The following is a 15,414-nucleotide window of genomic DNA, read 5'->3' as shown; positions in this document are numbered from 1 at the left end:
GGCGGCCGCCCTGTCCCGCTATAATACAGGCAAGTTAAAAATATACGGAGGAGGGAATCAATCATGACTCTTAAACGACGCTTCATTTATATCCTGGCAGGGCCCGTTATTTTTGCCCTGACAGTTCTGCTGCTGTCAAATGCCCTGACCATGCGCGGCGCACAGGCAGTGGGTGTTGCGTTCTGGCTGATCTTCTGGTGGATCACACGTCCTGTTCACATCACGATCACGGGAATAATGCCGGTTGTCGCCAACGCGGTCTTTAATATCGTACCCATGGCATCCGTCACTGCGCAGTACGCATCCGACAGTATAATTCTTATCTTTGGTTCTACACTTATCTGTCTGCCATGGAAAGCATGCGGCCTGGACAGACGGGTGGCGCTGAAGGCTTTGTCTCTTATAGGGCCTTCGATGAAGTCGCAGATCACAGTCTGGCTGCTGGCCAGCATCGCGCTTTCTATGGCTCTTCCAAATGTCATGGTCTGCGCCCTGTTTACTCCGATCGCGATCGCGATGCTATCGGCGGCGGGGTATGATGATATTCCGACATGTGCTCCTGCCGTTCCTATTCTGCTTGCCATCGGATGGGGGGTGAGCCTTGGCGGAGCCGGAACACCTCTCGGCGGCGCTATGAATCTGGTTGCGATCTCCTATCTGGAAGAGTTGACCGGACACGAGTTCATGTACATAGACTGGGTCATCCGCATCGCCCCATATCTCATCATAGCCGCGCTTGTTCTTCTTGGTTCTATGCTTTTGATGCCGATGAAGGTTAAAAAATTAGACGGCACGAGAGAGTATTTTAACAACAGCTACCGGGAACTCGGTCCTATGAAACGGGACGAAAAAATATGCTCCATACTTTTTCTCGTGGCCATGTTAGCTGCATTTACCCGTCCTCTTTACGCCGATATCCTGCCGGCACTGGCGCCTGCCTATGTATATCTGACGCTCGGCTGTCTCTGCTTCTTTATCGTAGCTGCGGATAAAGGCTTCCTTCTCACATGGGATACCGCCCAAAATGGCATGATGTGGGGAATGATGATCCTCTTTGCAGGCGGTATGGCACTTGGGAAACTTATAAATGATTCTGGAGCGACTGCCCGCATAGCGGATATCGTTTCCGGACTGGCACTGGACGGCGGCCTGCTGACTATCGTGATCCTGGTCGTTTTTACCCGTATCATTTCCGAAGTGACAAACGGCACAACTGCCGCAGCTGTTTCGATTCCGATCGTATTCGGATTCACGAGTGAACTTGGTCTCAACCCCATACCTTACTGGTTTATCACTACACTGGCGTATAACGCAGAATTTCTGCTTCCCCTCAGTGTCCGCGCGATACCCGTCGCTTACGGGCTGGACGCAAATAAGATGCTGAAGGCCGGCACTCCGATGACGATCATCAGTATGGTCGTGGTCATTATCTTCGGTTATCTGGCCATGCAGTTCTGGCCGGCTTTCGGAGAGCTTTCGTACCTCGTTAATTAATAATATTAAAAGATTGGAGATGGTCTGACATGAATGAAACAAAACAGAAGGAAGTAATGACGGTAGAAGGATTGGTGTCACGTTCAAAAGCAGCACAGGAACAATTTGCGTTTGCCACGCAGGAGCAGGCGGATGCGGCGGCACGCGCAGTATGTAAAGTGATCTATGACAATGCTGAAATGTTAGGGCCTCTGGCCGCCGAGGAGACGCGTCTTGGCAGTGAGGCAGATAAAGTCACAAAATGCCGCATGAAATCCGCGCTCATCTGGCACAGCCTGAAGGGGAAGAAATCAGTTGGCATCATCAATAGACTGGAAGACCGCCGTATGATCGAGATCGCAAAACCGATGGGGGTCGTCGCGAGTATCGTCCCGTCGACCAATCCTGTCGTGACGCCGATGAGCAATGCGGCATTCGCGTTAAAGACTCGCAATTCTATTATATTCGCCCCTCATCCCCGGGCTGTAAAATGCACGAAGCTCCTCGTCGGTATGTTCCGCACAGAACTTGCAAAGCTGGGATTTCCTGAGGATCTTGTGCTTGGGTTAGAGCAGGTCTCTATCGAAGACAGCGGAAAACTCATGAGCCTGGCAGACGTCATTGTGGCCACTGGAGGTATGGGCATGGTAAAGGCAGCCTACTCAAGCGGAAAACCTGCTTTGGGGGTGGGCGCGGGAAATGTGCAGTGCATTGTGGACAGAGACGCAGACCTGGCGGAAGCGGCATCTAAGATCATAATCGGCCGGAGCTTTGACAATGGCCTTATCTGCCTCGGCGAGCAGACTGTTTTCATTCCGGAAGAAAAGTTTGACGCATTTATAAAAGAAATGGAGAAGCAGGGCGGTTATTATGCCGCAGAGCCGGAACTGGCAGACCGGCTGCGTGAGGGTATCTTTCCGGGCGGTGGGGTTATCAGCCGGGACGTGGTCGGCCTTACTGCAGAGAAGGTGGCGGCGCAGATCGGCCTGGACGTCCCGGAAGGCACCCGCATCATTATTGCCAGAGCAAGAGCACTCGGACATGGCGACGTGCTCTGCCGTGAGAAGATGTGTCCTGTCCTCGCCGTCTATCCGTACGGTACGTTTGAAGAAGGTGTCGCCATGATGGTAGAAAACCTTGAGTGTGAAGGAAAAGGGCACAGTATCGGCATCCACTCCAACACTCCGGAACACGTGGAATATGCCGCTTTGCAGTGTTCGGTCTCCCGTGTGATCGTTAATCAGCCTGCCGGAACAACAGGCGGCGGCAGCCCTACAAACGGTTTCACCGCGACGACGACGCTTGGATGCGGATCATGGGGGAACAACAGCTTCAGCGGGAACTTGAATTACGATCATCTTATGAACATTACACGCGTTGGATACCCGTACGAAGAGTCCTATCTGCCGGACCCGGAACTTGCCTGGCTGTAAACGTGATCATAAAAGTAAAATGAAGGTATCAAGTATTTGCTGCAGCGCCGTATCAAGCTGCGGTGCTGCGGCATACAGAAAGGAAATCGGCCTATGGATTATTTGGAAATTGAAGGTAAAGCTCAATTGGAACGCTTTGGGATTCCTGTTAATGAAAGTATACTTTTGACAGACGATCAAGTACCGGACGGCATTGAATATCCGTGTGTGCTCAAGGGGCAGATTCTTGCAGGAAAACGTGGAAAAGCAGGGGCAGTGCGTGTTGTAAAGTCTAAAGAGGAACTGACCGAAGTCAAGAAGATCATTGAGGGTATCAGCATCAACGGACACACGATGGAGGGGGTGATCGCCTGTAATTTCCTGCCTATTTCAGAGGAGTATTATCTGGGAATGACGCTGGATGTAAAAAACCGTGCGGTGATCATGCTTTTTACTCCGTTCGGGGGAATGGATATTGAAGAACTTGCGGCGGCTGCACCTGAAAAACTGCTCCGATTTGACTGTACGGAGGGATTTGACGCGGAAGCTTTCCGAATGGCCGCGGCAGTCTTTGACCTTCCGGCTGCGCGTATGGAGCAGGTTGCCGATATTGCCCGAAAGCTTGCCCGCGCCTGCTTTGCGCTGGATGCGACAACTATCGAGATCAATCCGCTCGCCGTGCTTGAGGACGGCAGGCTGATCGCCATTGACGCGAAGCTTGTCATTGACGACAACAGTCTGTACCGTCAGGGCGACTATATCATACTTCCCCGCACTGAGCAGGAAAAAACTCCGCAGGAAGCGGAGGCAGAGGCACATGACCTCACGTATGTGGAACTTGACGCAAAAGGAGATATAGGAACGATGGCAGGAGGCGCCGGCATCGGCATGGCGACGATGGACACGATCCGCCACTATGGCGGCCGTGTAAATAATTTCCTCGATTTAGGGGGCGGCGTTACGGCGGAGAAGACTTATCAGGCAATGTGTATTCTGCTAAAAAATAAGTCGACAGACTATGTTTTTGTCAATGTATTTGGAGGTATCAACAACTGTGCGGATATGGCGGAAGGCATTGCCCGGGCTTACACCGAACTGGGCATCAGAAAGCCCGTTGTTGTGAAGAGCCGGGGGTTCAACCAGGAGCAGGGGTGGTCTATCTATGAAAAGCTTGGTTTTCCTCAGACAAAGTACGGCACAACAGATGAGGCGGTACAGACACTTCTCAAGGTGAAGGAGGCGAGGCAGAATGAGTATATTAATTGATCAGGATACCGCTATGCTGATTATCGGTATCACGGGAAAGCAGGGGCGTATCCACTGTAAACGTACACTGGAGAGTAAAGCGAGGCTCCTTGCAGGCGTAGCTCCCGGAAAGGGCGGCCAGTCTGTTGAGGGCGTTCCGGTATTCGAGACCGTAGCTGACGCCCGTGCCGTATTCCCGGAGATCCGTGCGGCTATGCTCCTTGTCCCGAAGCAGTTCGTGCGGGATGCGGCATTTCAGGCGCTGGATGAAGGGATCCGGCTGCTTGCCGTCATCACGGAATTTGTTCCGGTCATGGACGCGCTCCAGATCGTACACAAGGCAAAAGCGCTTGACGCACAGGTGGTAGGTCCCAATACGATCGGTGTTATCTCTCCCGGTAAGTCAAAGCTTGGGATCATGCCCGACTATATTTATGGTAAAGGGCATATCGGAATCATATCCCGCAGCGGTACGCTCACACATGAGACGGCGTCCAATCTGACATTCAAAGGATTCGGACTCTCTACGTGCGTAGGTATCGGCGGCGACGCTGTAGTCGGTATGGACCACGCGGATGTGATCGAATATTTTGCACAGGACGATGAGACGGACGCGATCGTCATTATCGGAGAGATCGGTGGTACGAGTGAAGAGATGGCCGCGGCCAAGATCAAAGAATTAAACCTTAAAAAGCCGGTATGTGCCTATATCGCAGGGATGTACGCACCTGAAAATAAGCGTATGGGGCATGCGGGAGCGATAGTGAGCGGGGGGATGGGAACGGTGCGGTCAAAGATCGCTGCCCTTGAGGATGCGGGAGCCGTGATTTGCCCTACGCTTGGCAAGATCGTAGAGTTTATGGATGAATATAACAGGCGCACCGGGGGCAGGCTGCAGTCGCTGGAACCGCAGATCGACGGATGATCGCGCATGGTTAAGGAGGATAAGTGTGATGAAAGATTATAGTTTTAAAATTCCGCAGAATATAGAGTTTGGGATAGGGAGTTTAAAGAAGCTTCCGGAAATACTGAAAAAGAACAAGTCGGACAATGTTCTGCTTGTTTCTGACCGCGGACTGGGAAGCATTGGCGTAGTAAAGAAGATTCAGGACATTATTTTAGACGGAGGTATCAAATGTACCACGTATCTGGATGTAATACCGAATCCGACAGTGGATATCGTAAATGACGCTGCGGCTCTTTATAAAGAGTGCAAGGCGACCAGTGTCGTTGCTCTTGGCGGCGGGAGTTCCATGGATGTGGCAAAGGCTGTCGGGGTGCTTGTAAATTACGGCGGAGATATTACGGATTACGAAGGATTTGATACGGTCCCGGGACCGATCGTGCCGATGATCGCCATACCTACAACGGCGGGAACAGGGAGCGAGGTGACGGCTTCTTCTGTGATCACGGATGAATCGAGGAATTATAAGCTGTCCGTGATCAGTTATGAGATTCTTCCGAAATATGCAGTGCTGGATCCGGAACTCATAATGACAGCGCCTGCGTCTATCGCCGCTTCCTGCGGGGTTGATGCTCTGATCCATGCGATTGAAGCGTATATATCTGTAAAAGCCACCCCATTTTCAGATGCGATGGCTGAAAAGGCAATGGAGTTGATCGGCCGTAATATCCGGCGGTTTGTGGCGAACCGGAAGGATGAAGATGCGGCCTGTGCGATGATGGCGGGATGTAATTTTGCGGGGATCGCATTTGCGTGGGCGAAACTTGGCAATGTGCATGCCATGAGCCACCCGGTAAGCGCATACTTTCATGTTGCACACGGTGTGGCCAATTCCATCCTTCTGCCGACCGTCCTCCGGTACAACGCGCTTGCGGATAAGGGGCGTTATGAAGTGATATATAACTATATCCGTGAGAGCAGCGGGAACGCAGAAAGATTTGAGCCGGAGATGCTCGTAGAAGAGGTCATAAAATTGAACGCAGATCTGGGAATCCCGAAATCACTGTCAGAAGTAGGAGTGAAGGAAGAGACGATTCCGGCCATGGCAAAAGATGCCATGAAGAGCGGGAATATACTGGCGAATCCGAGACAGACGACTGTGAAGGATGTGGAAGAACTTTACAGGAAAGCATTATAAGATCAGATCATAAAATAAGAGACATCACGGGATTCGGAAGATTCCGGCCCCTGATGTCTCCTGTTTTGAACTAAATCCCCATTTCATATGTCAGGATATAATCATCCATCACAAACCCATTGCCGATATCCGCCACCTGCTCATCAGTTATGCTGAAGCCGAGATGGCTGTAGACCGCCAGAGTATTGGCGTTATGTTTATTGCAGGTGAGCCAGATCCTGGACAGACCTCTTTTTCTGCAGAGAGCGGTAAGGTAACGGAAGGCTTCAGAGGCAAGGTGCTGCCCGCGGCAGTCCTTTTTTATGTAGAGCTTGCTCAAAAACAGCGCGCCGTCGTCTTCGTGGACGCCGGTATAGCCTGCCATTGTGGAGCCGCTGTGTATCTGATAATATTCATATCCGTTCTGGATCTGTTCTTTCAGGGCAGGGTATGACTGGAATTTATCTACCATATAGTTTACCTGCTCTTCCCCGATAATATCCGTAAAGTGTTCGTGCCAGATCTCTTCCGCAAGCACGGCGATATCATGTATCTCGCTGTCTGTTACGGCCGGGACCAATCTTGTCTGACTCATCTTGATCACTCCTGTTTCTTTCTCTTTGTCAACTTAAAATCAATAGTATTCATGAGTTATTATAAGTGATATAATAAAAACAGACAATAATGAATTTTATTTTTAGTTGGCAGGACCCCTTTATTTACAGTTCCTGTCATAAAATGCGGCATGTTTGGGAGGACTTGTATGAGCGGTTTTGTGACGTTGGATAACGTGCGGAAAGTTTATCATATGGGAGAGGTGGAGATCGTGGCCGCAGACGGCATTGATTTCCAGATAGAAAAGGGAGAATTTGCTGTAGTTGTGGGGCCAAGCGGCGCGGGGAAGACAACCGTGCTCAATATACTGGGCGGCATGGATACTGCCACGGAGGGCCGTGTTCAGGTAGACGGGGAAACGATATCCGGATATAATGCCAGGCAGCTTACCGCATACCGGAGAGACGATATCGGGTTTGTGTTCCAGTTCTATAATCTCATTCCCAATCTCACCGCGCTTGAGAATGTGGAGCTTGCGCTTCAGATATGCAGAGACCCTATGGACGCGGAGGAAGTGCTCCGGGATGTAGGGCTTGGGGAGCGGCTTTCCAACTTTCCGGCCCAGCTCTCGGGAGGAGAGCAGCAGCGGGTGTCCATAGCAAGGGCGCTTGCCAAGAACCCGAAGCTTCTTCTGTGTGACGAGCCAACCGGCGCGCTGGATTATAACACCGGTAAATCAATACTGAAGCTTCTGCAGGATACGTGCAGGGAAAAAGGAATGACTGTTATTTTGATCACGCACAATCAGGCGATCACACCGATGGCTGACCGTGTGATAAAGATAAAAAATGGAAAAGTGTCCAGAATGATCGAAAATGACAAGCCTGTTTCGGTAGATTCTATAGAGTGGTAGGGTAATTTAAATGGGGACAAAGGCAACGCGCAAAGATTTTTATATGGAGATACGCAGAAGCCTCGGGCGGTTCCTTTCGATTTTCTTTATTGTAGCGCTCGGAGTTGCGTTCTTTTCAGGAATACGTTCTTCGGAGCCCGATATGCGGGCTACGGGGGACGCTTATTTTGACGGGGCGGATCTGATGGATATCAAGACCGTCAGTACGCTTGGAATAACAGAGGATGACATCCGCTCCATCGGGAAGGTGGACGGCGTGAAACGGGCGGAGGGCGGTTACAGCGCGGATTTTCTCTGTCAGGGTGAAGACCGGGAGATCGCGGTACATGTCATGTCCATGCTCCCGTCCATGAACAAGGTGACTGTGACGAAAGGGCGTCTTCCGGAAAAACCGGGCGAATGTCTGGCAGATGACGAGATGCATTATAAAGTGGGAGATACGGTCGTGCTGAAGTCGGGTGACGGAACGAAAGTCACCGATACGCTCACGACCGATACGCTGACCGTCGTAGGTACGGGGAACAGTCCGTGTTATATTTCATTCAACCGGGGAAATACAACGATCGGAACGGGGAGTTTGACGGGCTTCTTTGTTGTGCCGGCTTCCACATTTGACATGGATGTGTACACGGAAGCTTATGTGCAGGCGGAGGGAGCAAAAAAGCTGACCGCTTACACAGATGCGTATGAGAACAGGATCAAAAAGATCCAGGACAATATAAAGGCGATCACCGGGGAAAGAGGCAGCATACGCAGACAGGAACTGACGGATGAGGCGGAAGAAGAACTTGGCAGGGCGGAAAAAGAGCTGGCCGACGGAAGAGAAGAGGCCGACTTAGAACTTTTGAAAGCAGAGCAGGAGCTCACAGACGGGGAGACAAAACTTAACGGCGCCAGGGAGCAGACTGCGGAAGGACGCAGACAGCTGGAGGAAGGAAAAGCAACGCTCACCACAAAGCAGAAAGAACTGGACAGCGCCGGAATACAATATGAATCCGGCAGGAAACAGCTGGAGGAAGGCAGGACCGCCTATGAGAAGGCTATGGCGGATTTTGGCGCACAGAAGGCGGCATTTGACAGACAGAAGGCGGATGTGGACGCGCAGTTTGCCCCGCAGAAAGAGAAGCTTGACCAGCTGAAAGGGCTCTGCGATGCAAAGGAAGCGGCCGTTGTACAGATGCAGGAGCAGATAAAGGATCTGGCGGACACAGCGGCCCGGCTTCAGCAGGAGATGGACGCGCTTGACATAACAGATCCGAAGTATGCAGAGAAATATAATAGTCTGGAATCCCAAAAGAATCAGGCGGAGGCAGACCGTAATGACCTGAGGGACAATAAGCTTCCGGACGCACAGAAGGACCTTCAGGAAAGCAGGACGCTGTACGGCCAGTCTCAGAAAGCGTACGATGCTGCCAGAAAAGATGCGGACAGCAAGCTTGCGGTCTATGCGCAGAAGCTGGACAGCGGCGCGGCACAGTTAAATGACACGAAGACAAAGCTTTCCGGCAGTGAGGCGGCGCTTTCGTCTGTATGGAGCCAGATACAGGACGGCCAGGCGCAGATCGACAGCGGGTGGGCGCAGATCGAGAAGCAGGAAGCCGCACTTGCGGACGCGGAGTCAGAGATAGCAGCAAGCGCCGCAGAGCTTGCGGACGGATGGAAGGAGTACGAGGCTGCGAAAGAGAAGGCAGAGCAGAAACTGGCCGACGGTGAGCAGAAGATCGCGGATGCAAAAGATGAGATCGGTAAGATCAAGGATCCAAAATGGTATGTGTACGACCGGAATACGCTGGCTGAGTATGCCGGTTACGGTGACAACGCAGACCGGATGCGGGCGATCGGAAAAGTATTTCCCGTGCTGTTTTTCCTCGTTGCGGCGCTGATCAGCCTTACGAGCATGACTCGGATGGTGGAAGAGCAGCGGACAGAGATCGGGACGATGAAAGCGCTCGGGTACAATAAGCTGACCATAGCCTCCAAATATCTCGGTTATGCGCTCCTGGCCACGCTTGGAGGGAGTATATTCGGTGTGCTTCTCGGAGAGAAAGTGCTGCCTTATATTATCATATACGCCTATGGCATCATGTACCACCATATCCCGGATATTCTTACGCCGTATAATCTTACTTATGCCGCGGCAGCGACGCTTGCGGCGCTGGCCTGCACGCTGGGCGCCACGCTTGCCGCCTGTTATAAAGAACTTTCCGCAGAGCCGGCGGTACTTATGAGACCGCCCGCCCCGAAAAACGGAAAGCGGGTATTCCTGGAGCGCGTCACCTTTATCTGGAAGCGGCTGAGCTTTACGTGGAAGTCCACCGTGCGCAATCTCATGCGCTATAAGAAACGTTTCTTTATGACTATATTCGGCATCGGAGGCTGTATGGCGCTCATGCTCGTCGGGTTTGGAATCAAGGATTCCGTGTTTGCCATATCTGAGCTTCAGTACAGTGAAATACAGGTGTACGACGGCATGGCTTACCTTGAAGAAAATATTCCGGAAGCAAAAGAGAAGGAAGTGGAGGATTTCCTGAAAAACAATGCAGATGTCCGGCAGTATACAGAGGTCAATATGCGCAATGTGACACTCGTGAACGGCGGCAGGGAAAGAGACGCGTATGAAGTCGTTCCCGGGTCGGCAAAGGAGCTTGAGAAGTTCATCAACTTCCGGGACAGAAGGAGCCATAAAAAATATACGCTCACCGATGAGGGAGCTGTCGTGAGCGAAAAGACGGCAAAGCTTCTCGGGGTCAAGGCGGGTGATACGATATATATCAAGGATGAAGAAGACGGAAACCGGCCTGTAAAGATACAGACGGTCTGCGAAAATTATATGGGACATTATATCTATCTGACTCCTGTTCTGTATGAGGAGGTATATGGAAAGCCTGCGGAGTATAACTGTTATTTCTTCAAGGCAGAGGATCCGTCCAAATCAGCGCTCGCCAGGACGGGGCAGGAGATACTGAAGCAGGACGGCGTGCTGAGCATCAGCTATATGAGCGATATCCAGAAGCAGCTCGACGATATGCTCAAAAGTCTGAATCTCGTGATCGTTGTCCTCATTGTATCTGCCGGCATGCTCGCCTTTGTTGTACTGTATAACCTGAACAATATTAATATAACGGAGCGTCAGAGGGAACTGGCCACGATCAAGGTACTCGGCTTTTATGATCCTGAAGTGGCGGCTTACGTATACAGGGAGAATGTCATACTGACACTGATGGGGGCCGGTACAGGTATGATAATGGGAAGACTTCTGCATCTGTTCGTCATCCGGACAGTGGAGGTGGATGCGGCAATGTTCGGTAGAAATATCAATTTCCCGAGTTATATATACAGTCTTCTGTTTACGGTGGCTTTCTCCGCGATCGTCAACTGGGTCATGTATTTTAAGCTCAGAAGGATAGATATGGTAGAGTCATTAAAGAGCATAGAATAACAGAAACAATACGATTGTTAGCACTCTTTTGAAAAGAGTGCTAATTTTCTATTGACATTTAAAAAACAGCGTATTATTATAACTGTTAGACAAGATAAAACGGCGTTTTATTAAGCGGCCGCATTTATTATTAAAAATAGGAGTGATATAAATGGCAGGAAAAAAAGGTAATTTATCTATCAGCAGTGAGAATATATTCCCGATCATAAAGAAATGGGTATATTCAGACCACGATATTTTTGTACGCGAGATGGTGTCCAACGGATGTGACGCTATCACAAAGCTTAAAAAGCTTGATATGATGGGAGAATATCAGATACCTGACGATTATAAACCATCGATCCAGATCATCGTAAACCCGAAGGAAAAGACGCTGAAGTTTATCGATAACGGTGTCGGCATGACTGCGGACGAGGTGGAGGAATACATTACGCAGATCGCCTTTTCCGGAGCTACGGAATTTCTTGAGAAATATAAGGATAAGACGACTGAGGATGATATGATAGGGCACTTCGGTCTCGGTTTTTACTCTGCTTTCATGGTGGCGGATGAAGTGCATATTGATACACTTTCCTATAAGGAAGGAGCGGCTCCGGTACACTGGGTAAGCGAAGGCGGGACAGAGTATGAGATGGAAGACGGCACTAAGGAAGGCGTCGGCACGGAGATCACATTGTATCTTAATGAGGACAGCGTCCAGTTTGCCAATGAGTACCGTGTGAGAGAAGTAGTTGAAAAGTATTGTTCTTTCATGCCGGTGGAGATATTCCTCTCCAATGTGGACGCAGAACAGGAATATGAGACGATCGACGAGGCGGACTTGAAAGAGGATGACGTTGTAGTTGAACATATCCATGAAGAAGCCAAAATGGAAGAGAAAGAAAATGAAAACGGCGAGAAGGAGATGGTAGAAGTATCTCCTGCCATGGAAAAGGTGAAGATCAACAAACGTCCGGTATCTTTGAGCGATATCCATCCGCTCTGGACAAAGCATCCGAACGAATGCGAAAAAGAAGATTATCTCGACTTTTACCGCAAGGTATTTATGGATTATAAAGAGCCGTTGTTCTGGATCCATCTGAACATGGACTATCCGTTCAACTTAAAGGGGATCCTGTACTTCCCGAGGATCAATACAGAGTATGATTCTATCGAAGGTACGATCAAGCTGTACAACAACCAGGTGTTCATTGCAGACAATATCAAAGAAGTCATTCCGGAATTCCTCATGGTGTTAAAAGGCGTGATCGACTGTCCGGACCTTCCGCTCAACGTATCAAGAAGCGCGCTGCAGAACGACGGATTTGTAAATAAAATAGCGGATTATATATCAAAGAAGGTGGCCGATAAACTGAACGGTATGTGCAAGACACAGAAGGAAGAGTATGAGAAGTGCTGGGACAATATCAGCCCGTTTGTGAAGTTTGGCTGTCTGAAGGATGAAAAGTTCTGCGACAAGATGAAAGATTCTATTCTGTTTAAGAACATTGACCATAAATATCTGACATTAAAAGAGTGCGCAGAGGCCAACGGCGGAACGCTGGAAGAGCCGAAAGAGAAAGAAGACACTGCTTCTGAAGACGCAGAAAATGCAGAGAGCAAAGAAGAGAAGACAACGATCTACTATGTGACGGACGAACAGCAGCAGAGCCAGTATATCAATCTGTTCAAGGCACAGGGGCAGGACGCGGTCATCCTTAACCATAACATTGATTCTGCGTTTATCACACAGATGGAACAGCGCAATCCGAGCCTGAGCTTCCAGCGTATTGACGCAGATATCACAGATTCGGCCAAAGAAGAGGTCGCGGAGGAAGAAAAAGAAGAGTTCCAGAAGATAACAGACAGTCTTGTGGAGATCTTCCGTAAAGAACTCGAAAATGACAAACTGGATGTGAAAGTTGAGAAATTAAAGGACGACAATACGGCAGCAGTGATCACACTGTCGGAACAGAACCGCCGTATGCAGGAAATGATGAAAATGTACGGTATGGCAGGTATGGACGCCGGTATGTTCGGCGGGGAGAGCACACTCATACTCAATGCCAACCATCCGCTCGTGAAGTTTGTTGTAGAGCACAGGCGTGCAAAAAGCGTGCCGGTGATCTGCAGGCAGCTTTATGATCTGGCCATGCTGGCACACAAGCCGCTGAGTCCGGAAGAAATGACAGCATTCATGCAGAGAAGCAACGAGATCATGCTGCTTCTGACAAAATAAAAGATTTCATAAACAAAGGGAACTGCCGGCTGCGCAGTTCCCTTTCCGTTTATCTCTGTTTATTTGAGGCTCACATATCTCCCTCAAAAGCGATTCCCGCATCTGAGAAGAATGTACGCACCCACCGGTCCCAGGCTTCATCCAGTGACTTGTCCATCGTGAACGTATTCATGGAAGTGCCTGTCACGCAGACGAGGCGCGTGCCGTCATACCTCAGGTTCATATAAAGGCCCTGGATGTCTCCCGGCTGGAACGTAAGTCCATTCTCCGTGAGAAAGCCGGTGAATTTCTCTTTTCCGAGGGACAGGACGAACTTAAATCCGAGAGGGGTGCGCTTTCCTTTTATGAGGGACAGGCAGTAACTCCTCAGTTCATGCCAGTAAGAGTAGTCTCTGTCGGGAGCGTCTTCAAAAAAGTCTTTGTGAATGTGTCCGTCAATGGAGAATTTGTTGTATGTTGTGATCTCTCCCTCTATGAGAGAGAGGGAATCGAACGTATCTTTTAAAAGCAGGTGGGACATGCATGTCTTAGTGTCCGGGGTCAGTGTGATCATGGATAGCGCTCCTTTTTGTTTTATATACGCACAATGGCTGTAACAGTTGTGTCTGAACTGTTCTCCATACTGCGGATAGTAATATTATACCAATTACTGTCGCATAATGCATTATAAGTTTGACTTTTACAGTTGAAAACATTACAATAACCTTGTATATTCAGGCATGCGAAGCGATGCGGCGCGCGGGAATATGGTGCATGAAGGAGAAATCAGTTATAGTGAAAGATAAAAATAAAAAAACATGGGGCAGTGGAGAAGAGCAAGATAAAGTTCTGCGTATGGCAGTCACCACTGTCATTATTCTTTTGATCGCAGGCGGTATTATTATTGCGGTAAAGCTTATGAATCCCCGTGAAGATATAACAGAGGGTACGAAGAAGCTGGAGGAACTTGAAAAAGCAGACTTAAAAGCTGCGGAAAATAAAATAGAAGAGCTGGAGAAGGCAGAGCGTGCAGCGGACGAGGAGCGGAAGAGCCGCCCGGTCAACGAACGCTTTGCCAATTCTCTTGTGCTTGGAGACTCTATCACTCAGGGGCTTTACGAGTTCGGGGTGATGGACCAGTCGCTTGTCATTGCAGAAAAGGGCGCGGAAGTTACGAGGGCGGAAGATACAGGAACGCTTGATATGATCAGGAAGGCGCAGGAGGCAAAACCGCAGAATCTGTTCCTTACATTTGGAATGAACGACGTGGAAGCCGCCAGAGGGGATGCCGCGGTATTCGCGGAAGGGTACGGCAAAGTTCTGGATGAGATCAAAGCGGCCATGCCGGATACAAAGGTGTATGTTAACTGCGTCCTGCCGGCCAGCAGGAAGGCGGTGGACAATAATGAGTGGTACGGCAATATCCCGGAATACAATAAGAAGCTGAAAGAGATCTGTGAAGAGAAAGACGTCATCTTCATAGACAACACGGGGCTCGTAAAAGAAGAGTATTACGCGGACGACGGCATTCACCAGGCGCCGGACTATTATCCGGGCTGGGTCGAGAACATGGCGGAGGCGGCAGATTTATAATGAAAAATAAGAAAAAAGTCAGGATAGATCACATTAATATATTGAAATACGGCATGGTACTGTTACTGGCCGCCTACGTTATTCTGCTGGTCTCCAGAGAAGGCGGCACGAAGACGCCGATAAAGACAGTGAGTAAAAATGTCGTTTCTGTTATGGGGACAGAAGGGATGAAGAAAGGTACTACGCAGGATCTGAAGAAATATTATGGATTGAACGCAGACGACTACAAAGGTGTGACATTGTATATCCCTGATGATGTCATGGGGGTTAAGGAACTGCTTATCGTAAGACTTGAAGACGACAGTCAGGCGGACGTTGTGGAGACGGCGGCACAGAAAAGACTGGATACACAGAAGAAGAGTTTTGAGGGCTACGGAGCCGCCCAGACAAAACTGATCAGTTCCGCGGTGCTTGAGAGCAGAGGGGACTATGTACTGATGGCGGTGACCGGAAAGGCAGATGCCGTCCAGACAGCCTACAGAAAGAGTTTATAGAAAAGGATACGG

Annotated in this window: 12 protein-coding genes; 10 read left to right on the top strand and 2 right to left on the bottom strand. The window is 49.8% G+C overall.

Annotation, left to right across the window (positions count from 1 at the left end; genetic code table 11):
* Positions 1 to 63 precede the first annotated feature (63 nt).
* The 5 genes from LAJLEIBI_RS13610 (at position 64) to LAJLEIBI_RS13590 (ending at position 6,232) form a co-directional block, all read left to right on the top strand.
* Positions 64 to 1,494, top strand: coding sequence for an SLC13 family permease (locus LAJLEIBI_RS13610; protein ID WP_006442685.1), 1,431 nt, complete (start codon positions 64 to 66; stop codon positions 1,492 to 1,494).
* A 29-nt stretch (positions 1,495 to 1,523) separates the two neighbouring features.
* Positions 1,524 to 2,906 carry an aldehyde dehydrogenase family protein gene (locus LAJLEIBI_RS13605; RefSeq protein WP_006442684.1) on the top strand — a complete coding sequence of 461 codons (1,383 nt, stop codon included), beginning with the start codon at positions 1,524 to 1,526 and terminating at the stop codon, positions 2,904 to 2,906.
* Positions 2,907 to 2,999: 93 nt separating this feature from the next.
* Positions 3,000 to 4,151, top strand: a complete 1,152-nt coding sequence (locus LAJLEIBI_RS13600; protein ID WP_006442683.1) for an ATP-grasp domain-containing protein — start codon at positions 3,000 to 3,002, stop codon at positions 4,149 to 4,151.
* Entirely contained in the window at positions 4,135 to 5,055 is a 921-nt protein-coding gene (gene sucD, locus LAJLEIBI_RS13595) for a succinate--CoA ligase subunit alpha (protein WP_006442682.1), read from the top strand. The genes LAJLEIBI_RS13600 and sucD overlap by 17 nt, the downstream gene beginning before the upstream one ends.
* Before the next feature lie 28 nt (positions 5,056 to 5,083).
* Entirely contained in the window at positions 5,084 to 6,232 is a 1,149-nt protein-coding gene (locus LAJLEIBI_RS13590) for an iron-containing alcohol dehydrogenase (protein ID WP_006442681.1), read from the top strand.
* Positions 6,233 to 6,302: 70 nt separating this feature from the next.
* Here the strand turns inward: LAJLEIBI_RS13590 and LAJLEIBI_RS13585 are convergent, their stop codons facing one another.
* Complete coding sequence (locus LAJLEIBI_RS13585) at positions 6,303 to 6,806, bottom strand: GNAT family N-acetyltransferase (protein ID WP_006442680.1); 504 nt, start codon at positions 6,804 to 6,806, stop codon at positions 6,303 to 6,305.
* A gap of 168 nt (positions 6,807 to 6,974) precedes the next feature.
* On the opposite strand from LAJLEIBI_RS13585, the gene LAJLEIBI_RS13580 reads away from it, so the two are divergent.
* The 3 genes from LAJLEIBI_RS13580 (at position 6,975) to htpG (ending at position 13,336) form a co-directional block, all read left to right on the top strand.
* A complete protein-coding gene (locus LAJLEIBI_RS13580; RefSeq protein WP_006442679.1) occupies positions 6,975 to 7,679 on the top strand; it encodes an ABC transporter ATP-binding protein in 705 nt (234 codons plus the stop codon).
* A gap of 10 nt (positions 7,680 to 7,689) precedes the next feature.
* On the top strand, positions 7,690 to 11,118 hold the full coding sequence (locus LAJLEIBI_RS13575) for an ABC transporter permease (RefSeq protein WP_006442678.1): 3,429 nt from the start codon (positions 7,690 to 7,692) through the stop codon (positions 11,116 to 11,118).
* A 151-nt stretch (positions 11,119 to 11,269) separates the two neighbouring features.
* Positions 11,270 to 13,336, top strand: a complete 2,067-nt coding sequence (gene htpG / locus LAJLEIBI_RS13570) for a molecular chaperone HtpG (RefSeq protein ID WP_006442677.1) — start codon at positions 11,270 to 11,272, stop codon at positions 13,334 to 13,336.
* Between the two features lie 70 nt (positions 13,337 to 13,406).
* On the opposite strand, the gene LAJLEIBI_RS13565 is transcribed toward htpG, so the two are convergent.
* Positions 13,407 to 13,889, bottom strand: coding sequence for a DUF5721 family protein (locus LAJLEIBI_RS13565; RefSeq protein ID WP_006442676.1), 483 nt, complete (start codon positions 13,887 to 13,889; stop codon positions 13,407 to 13,409).
* A 200-nt stretch (positions 13,890 to 14,089) separates the two neighbouring features.
* Between LAJLEIBI_RS13565 and LAJLEIBI_RS13560 the strand changes: the two genes are divergently transcribed.
* Positions 14,090 to 14,908 carry an SGNH/GDSL hydrolase family protein gene (locus LAJLEIBI_RS13560; protein WP_006442675.1) on the top strand — a complete coding sequence of 273 codons (819 nt, stop codon included), beginning with the start codon at positions 14,090 to 14,092 and terminating at the stop codon, positions 14,906 to 14,908.
* Entirely contained in the window at positions 14,908 to 15,402 is a 495-nt protein-coding gene (locus LAJLEIBI_RS13555; protein WP_006442674.1) for a DUF4358 domain-containing protein, read from the top strand. The genes LAJLEIBI_RS13560 and LAJLEIBI_RS13555 overlap by 1 nt, the downstream gene beginning before the upstream one ends.
* Positions 15,403 to 15,414 lie beyond the last annotated feature (12 nt).

Origin of the sequence: [Clostridium] hylemonae DSM 15053, from assembly GCF_008281175.1 — a bacterium.
In the GTDB taxonomy this organism is placed as follows: domain Bacteria; phylum Bacillota; class Clostridia; order Lachnospirales; family Lachnospiraceae; genus Extibacter; species Extibacter hylemonae.
Note: the sequence above shows the minus strand (reverse complement) of the source record. Positions and strands in the feature narration are given on the sequence as shown.

What these genes read in the sequence shown, in the direction of transcription:
- LAJLEIBI_RS13610 (WP_006442685.1), top strand. Translation starts at nt 64, where the DNA reads ATGACTCTTAAACGACGCTTCATTTATATCCTGGCAGGGCCCGTTATT.
- LAJLEIBI_RS13605 (WP_006442684.1), top strand. Translation starts at nt 1,524, where the DNA reads ATGAATGAAACAAAACAGAAGGAAGTAATGACGGTAGAAGGATTGGTG.
- LAJLEIBI_RS13600 (WP_006442683.1), top strand. Translation starts at nt 3,000, where the DNA reads ATGGATTATTTGGAAATTGAAGGTAAAGCTCAATTGGAACGCTTTGGG.
- sucD (WP_006442682.1), top strand. Translation starts at nt 4,135, where the DNA reads ATGAGTATATTAATTGATCAGGATACCGCTATGCTGATTATCGGTATC.
- LAJLEIBI_RS13590 (WP_006442681.1), top strand. Translation starts at nt 5,084, where the DNA reads ATGAAAGATTATAGTTTTAAAATTCCGCAGAATATAGAGTTTGGGATA.
- LAJLEIBI_RS13585 (WP_006442680.1), bottom strand. Translation starts at nt 6,806, where the DNA reads ATGAGTCAGACAAGATTGGTCCCGGCCGTAACAGACAGCGAGATACAT.
- LAJLEIBI_RS13580 (WP_006442679.1), top strand. Translation starts at nt 6,975, where the DNA reads ATGAGCGGTTTTGTGACGTTGGATAACGTGCGGAAAGTTTATCATATG.
- LAJLEIBI_RS13575 (WP_006442678.1), top strand. Translation starts at nt 7,690, where the DNA reads ATGGGGACAAAGGCAACGCGCAAAGATTTTTATATGGAGATACGCAGA.
- htpG (WP_006442677.1), top strand. Translation starts at nt 11,270, where the DNA reads ATGGCAGGAAAAAAAGGTAATTTATCTATCAGCAGTGAGAATATATTC.
- LAJLEIBI_RS13565 (WP_006442676.1), bottom strand. Translation starts at nt 13,889, where the DNA reads ATGATCACACTGACCCCGGACACTAAGACATGCATGTCCCACCTGCTT.
- LAJLEIBI_RS13560 (WP_006442675.1), top strand. Translation starts at nt 14,090, where the DNA reads ATGAAGGAGAAATCAGTTATAGTGAAAGATAAAAATAAAAAAACATGG.
- LAJLEIBI_RS13555 (WP_006442674.1), top strand. Translation starts at nt 14,908, where the DNA reads ATGAAAAATAAGAAAAAAGTCAGGATAGATCACATTAATATATTGAAA.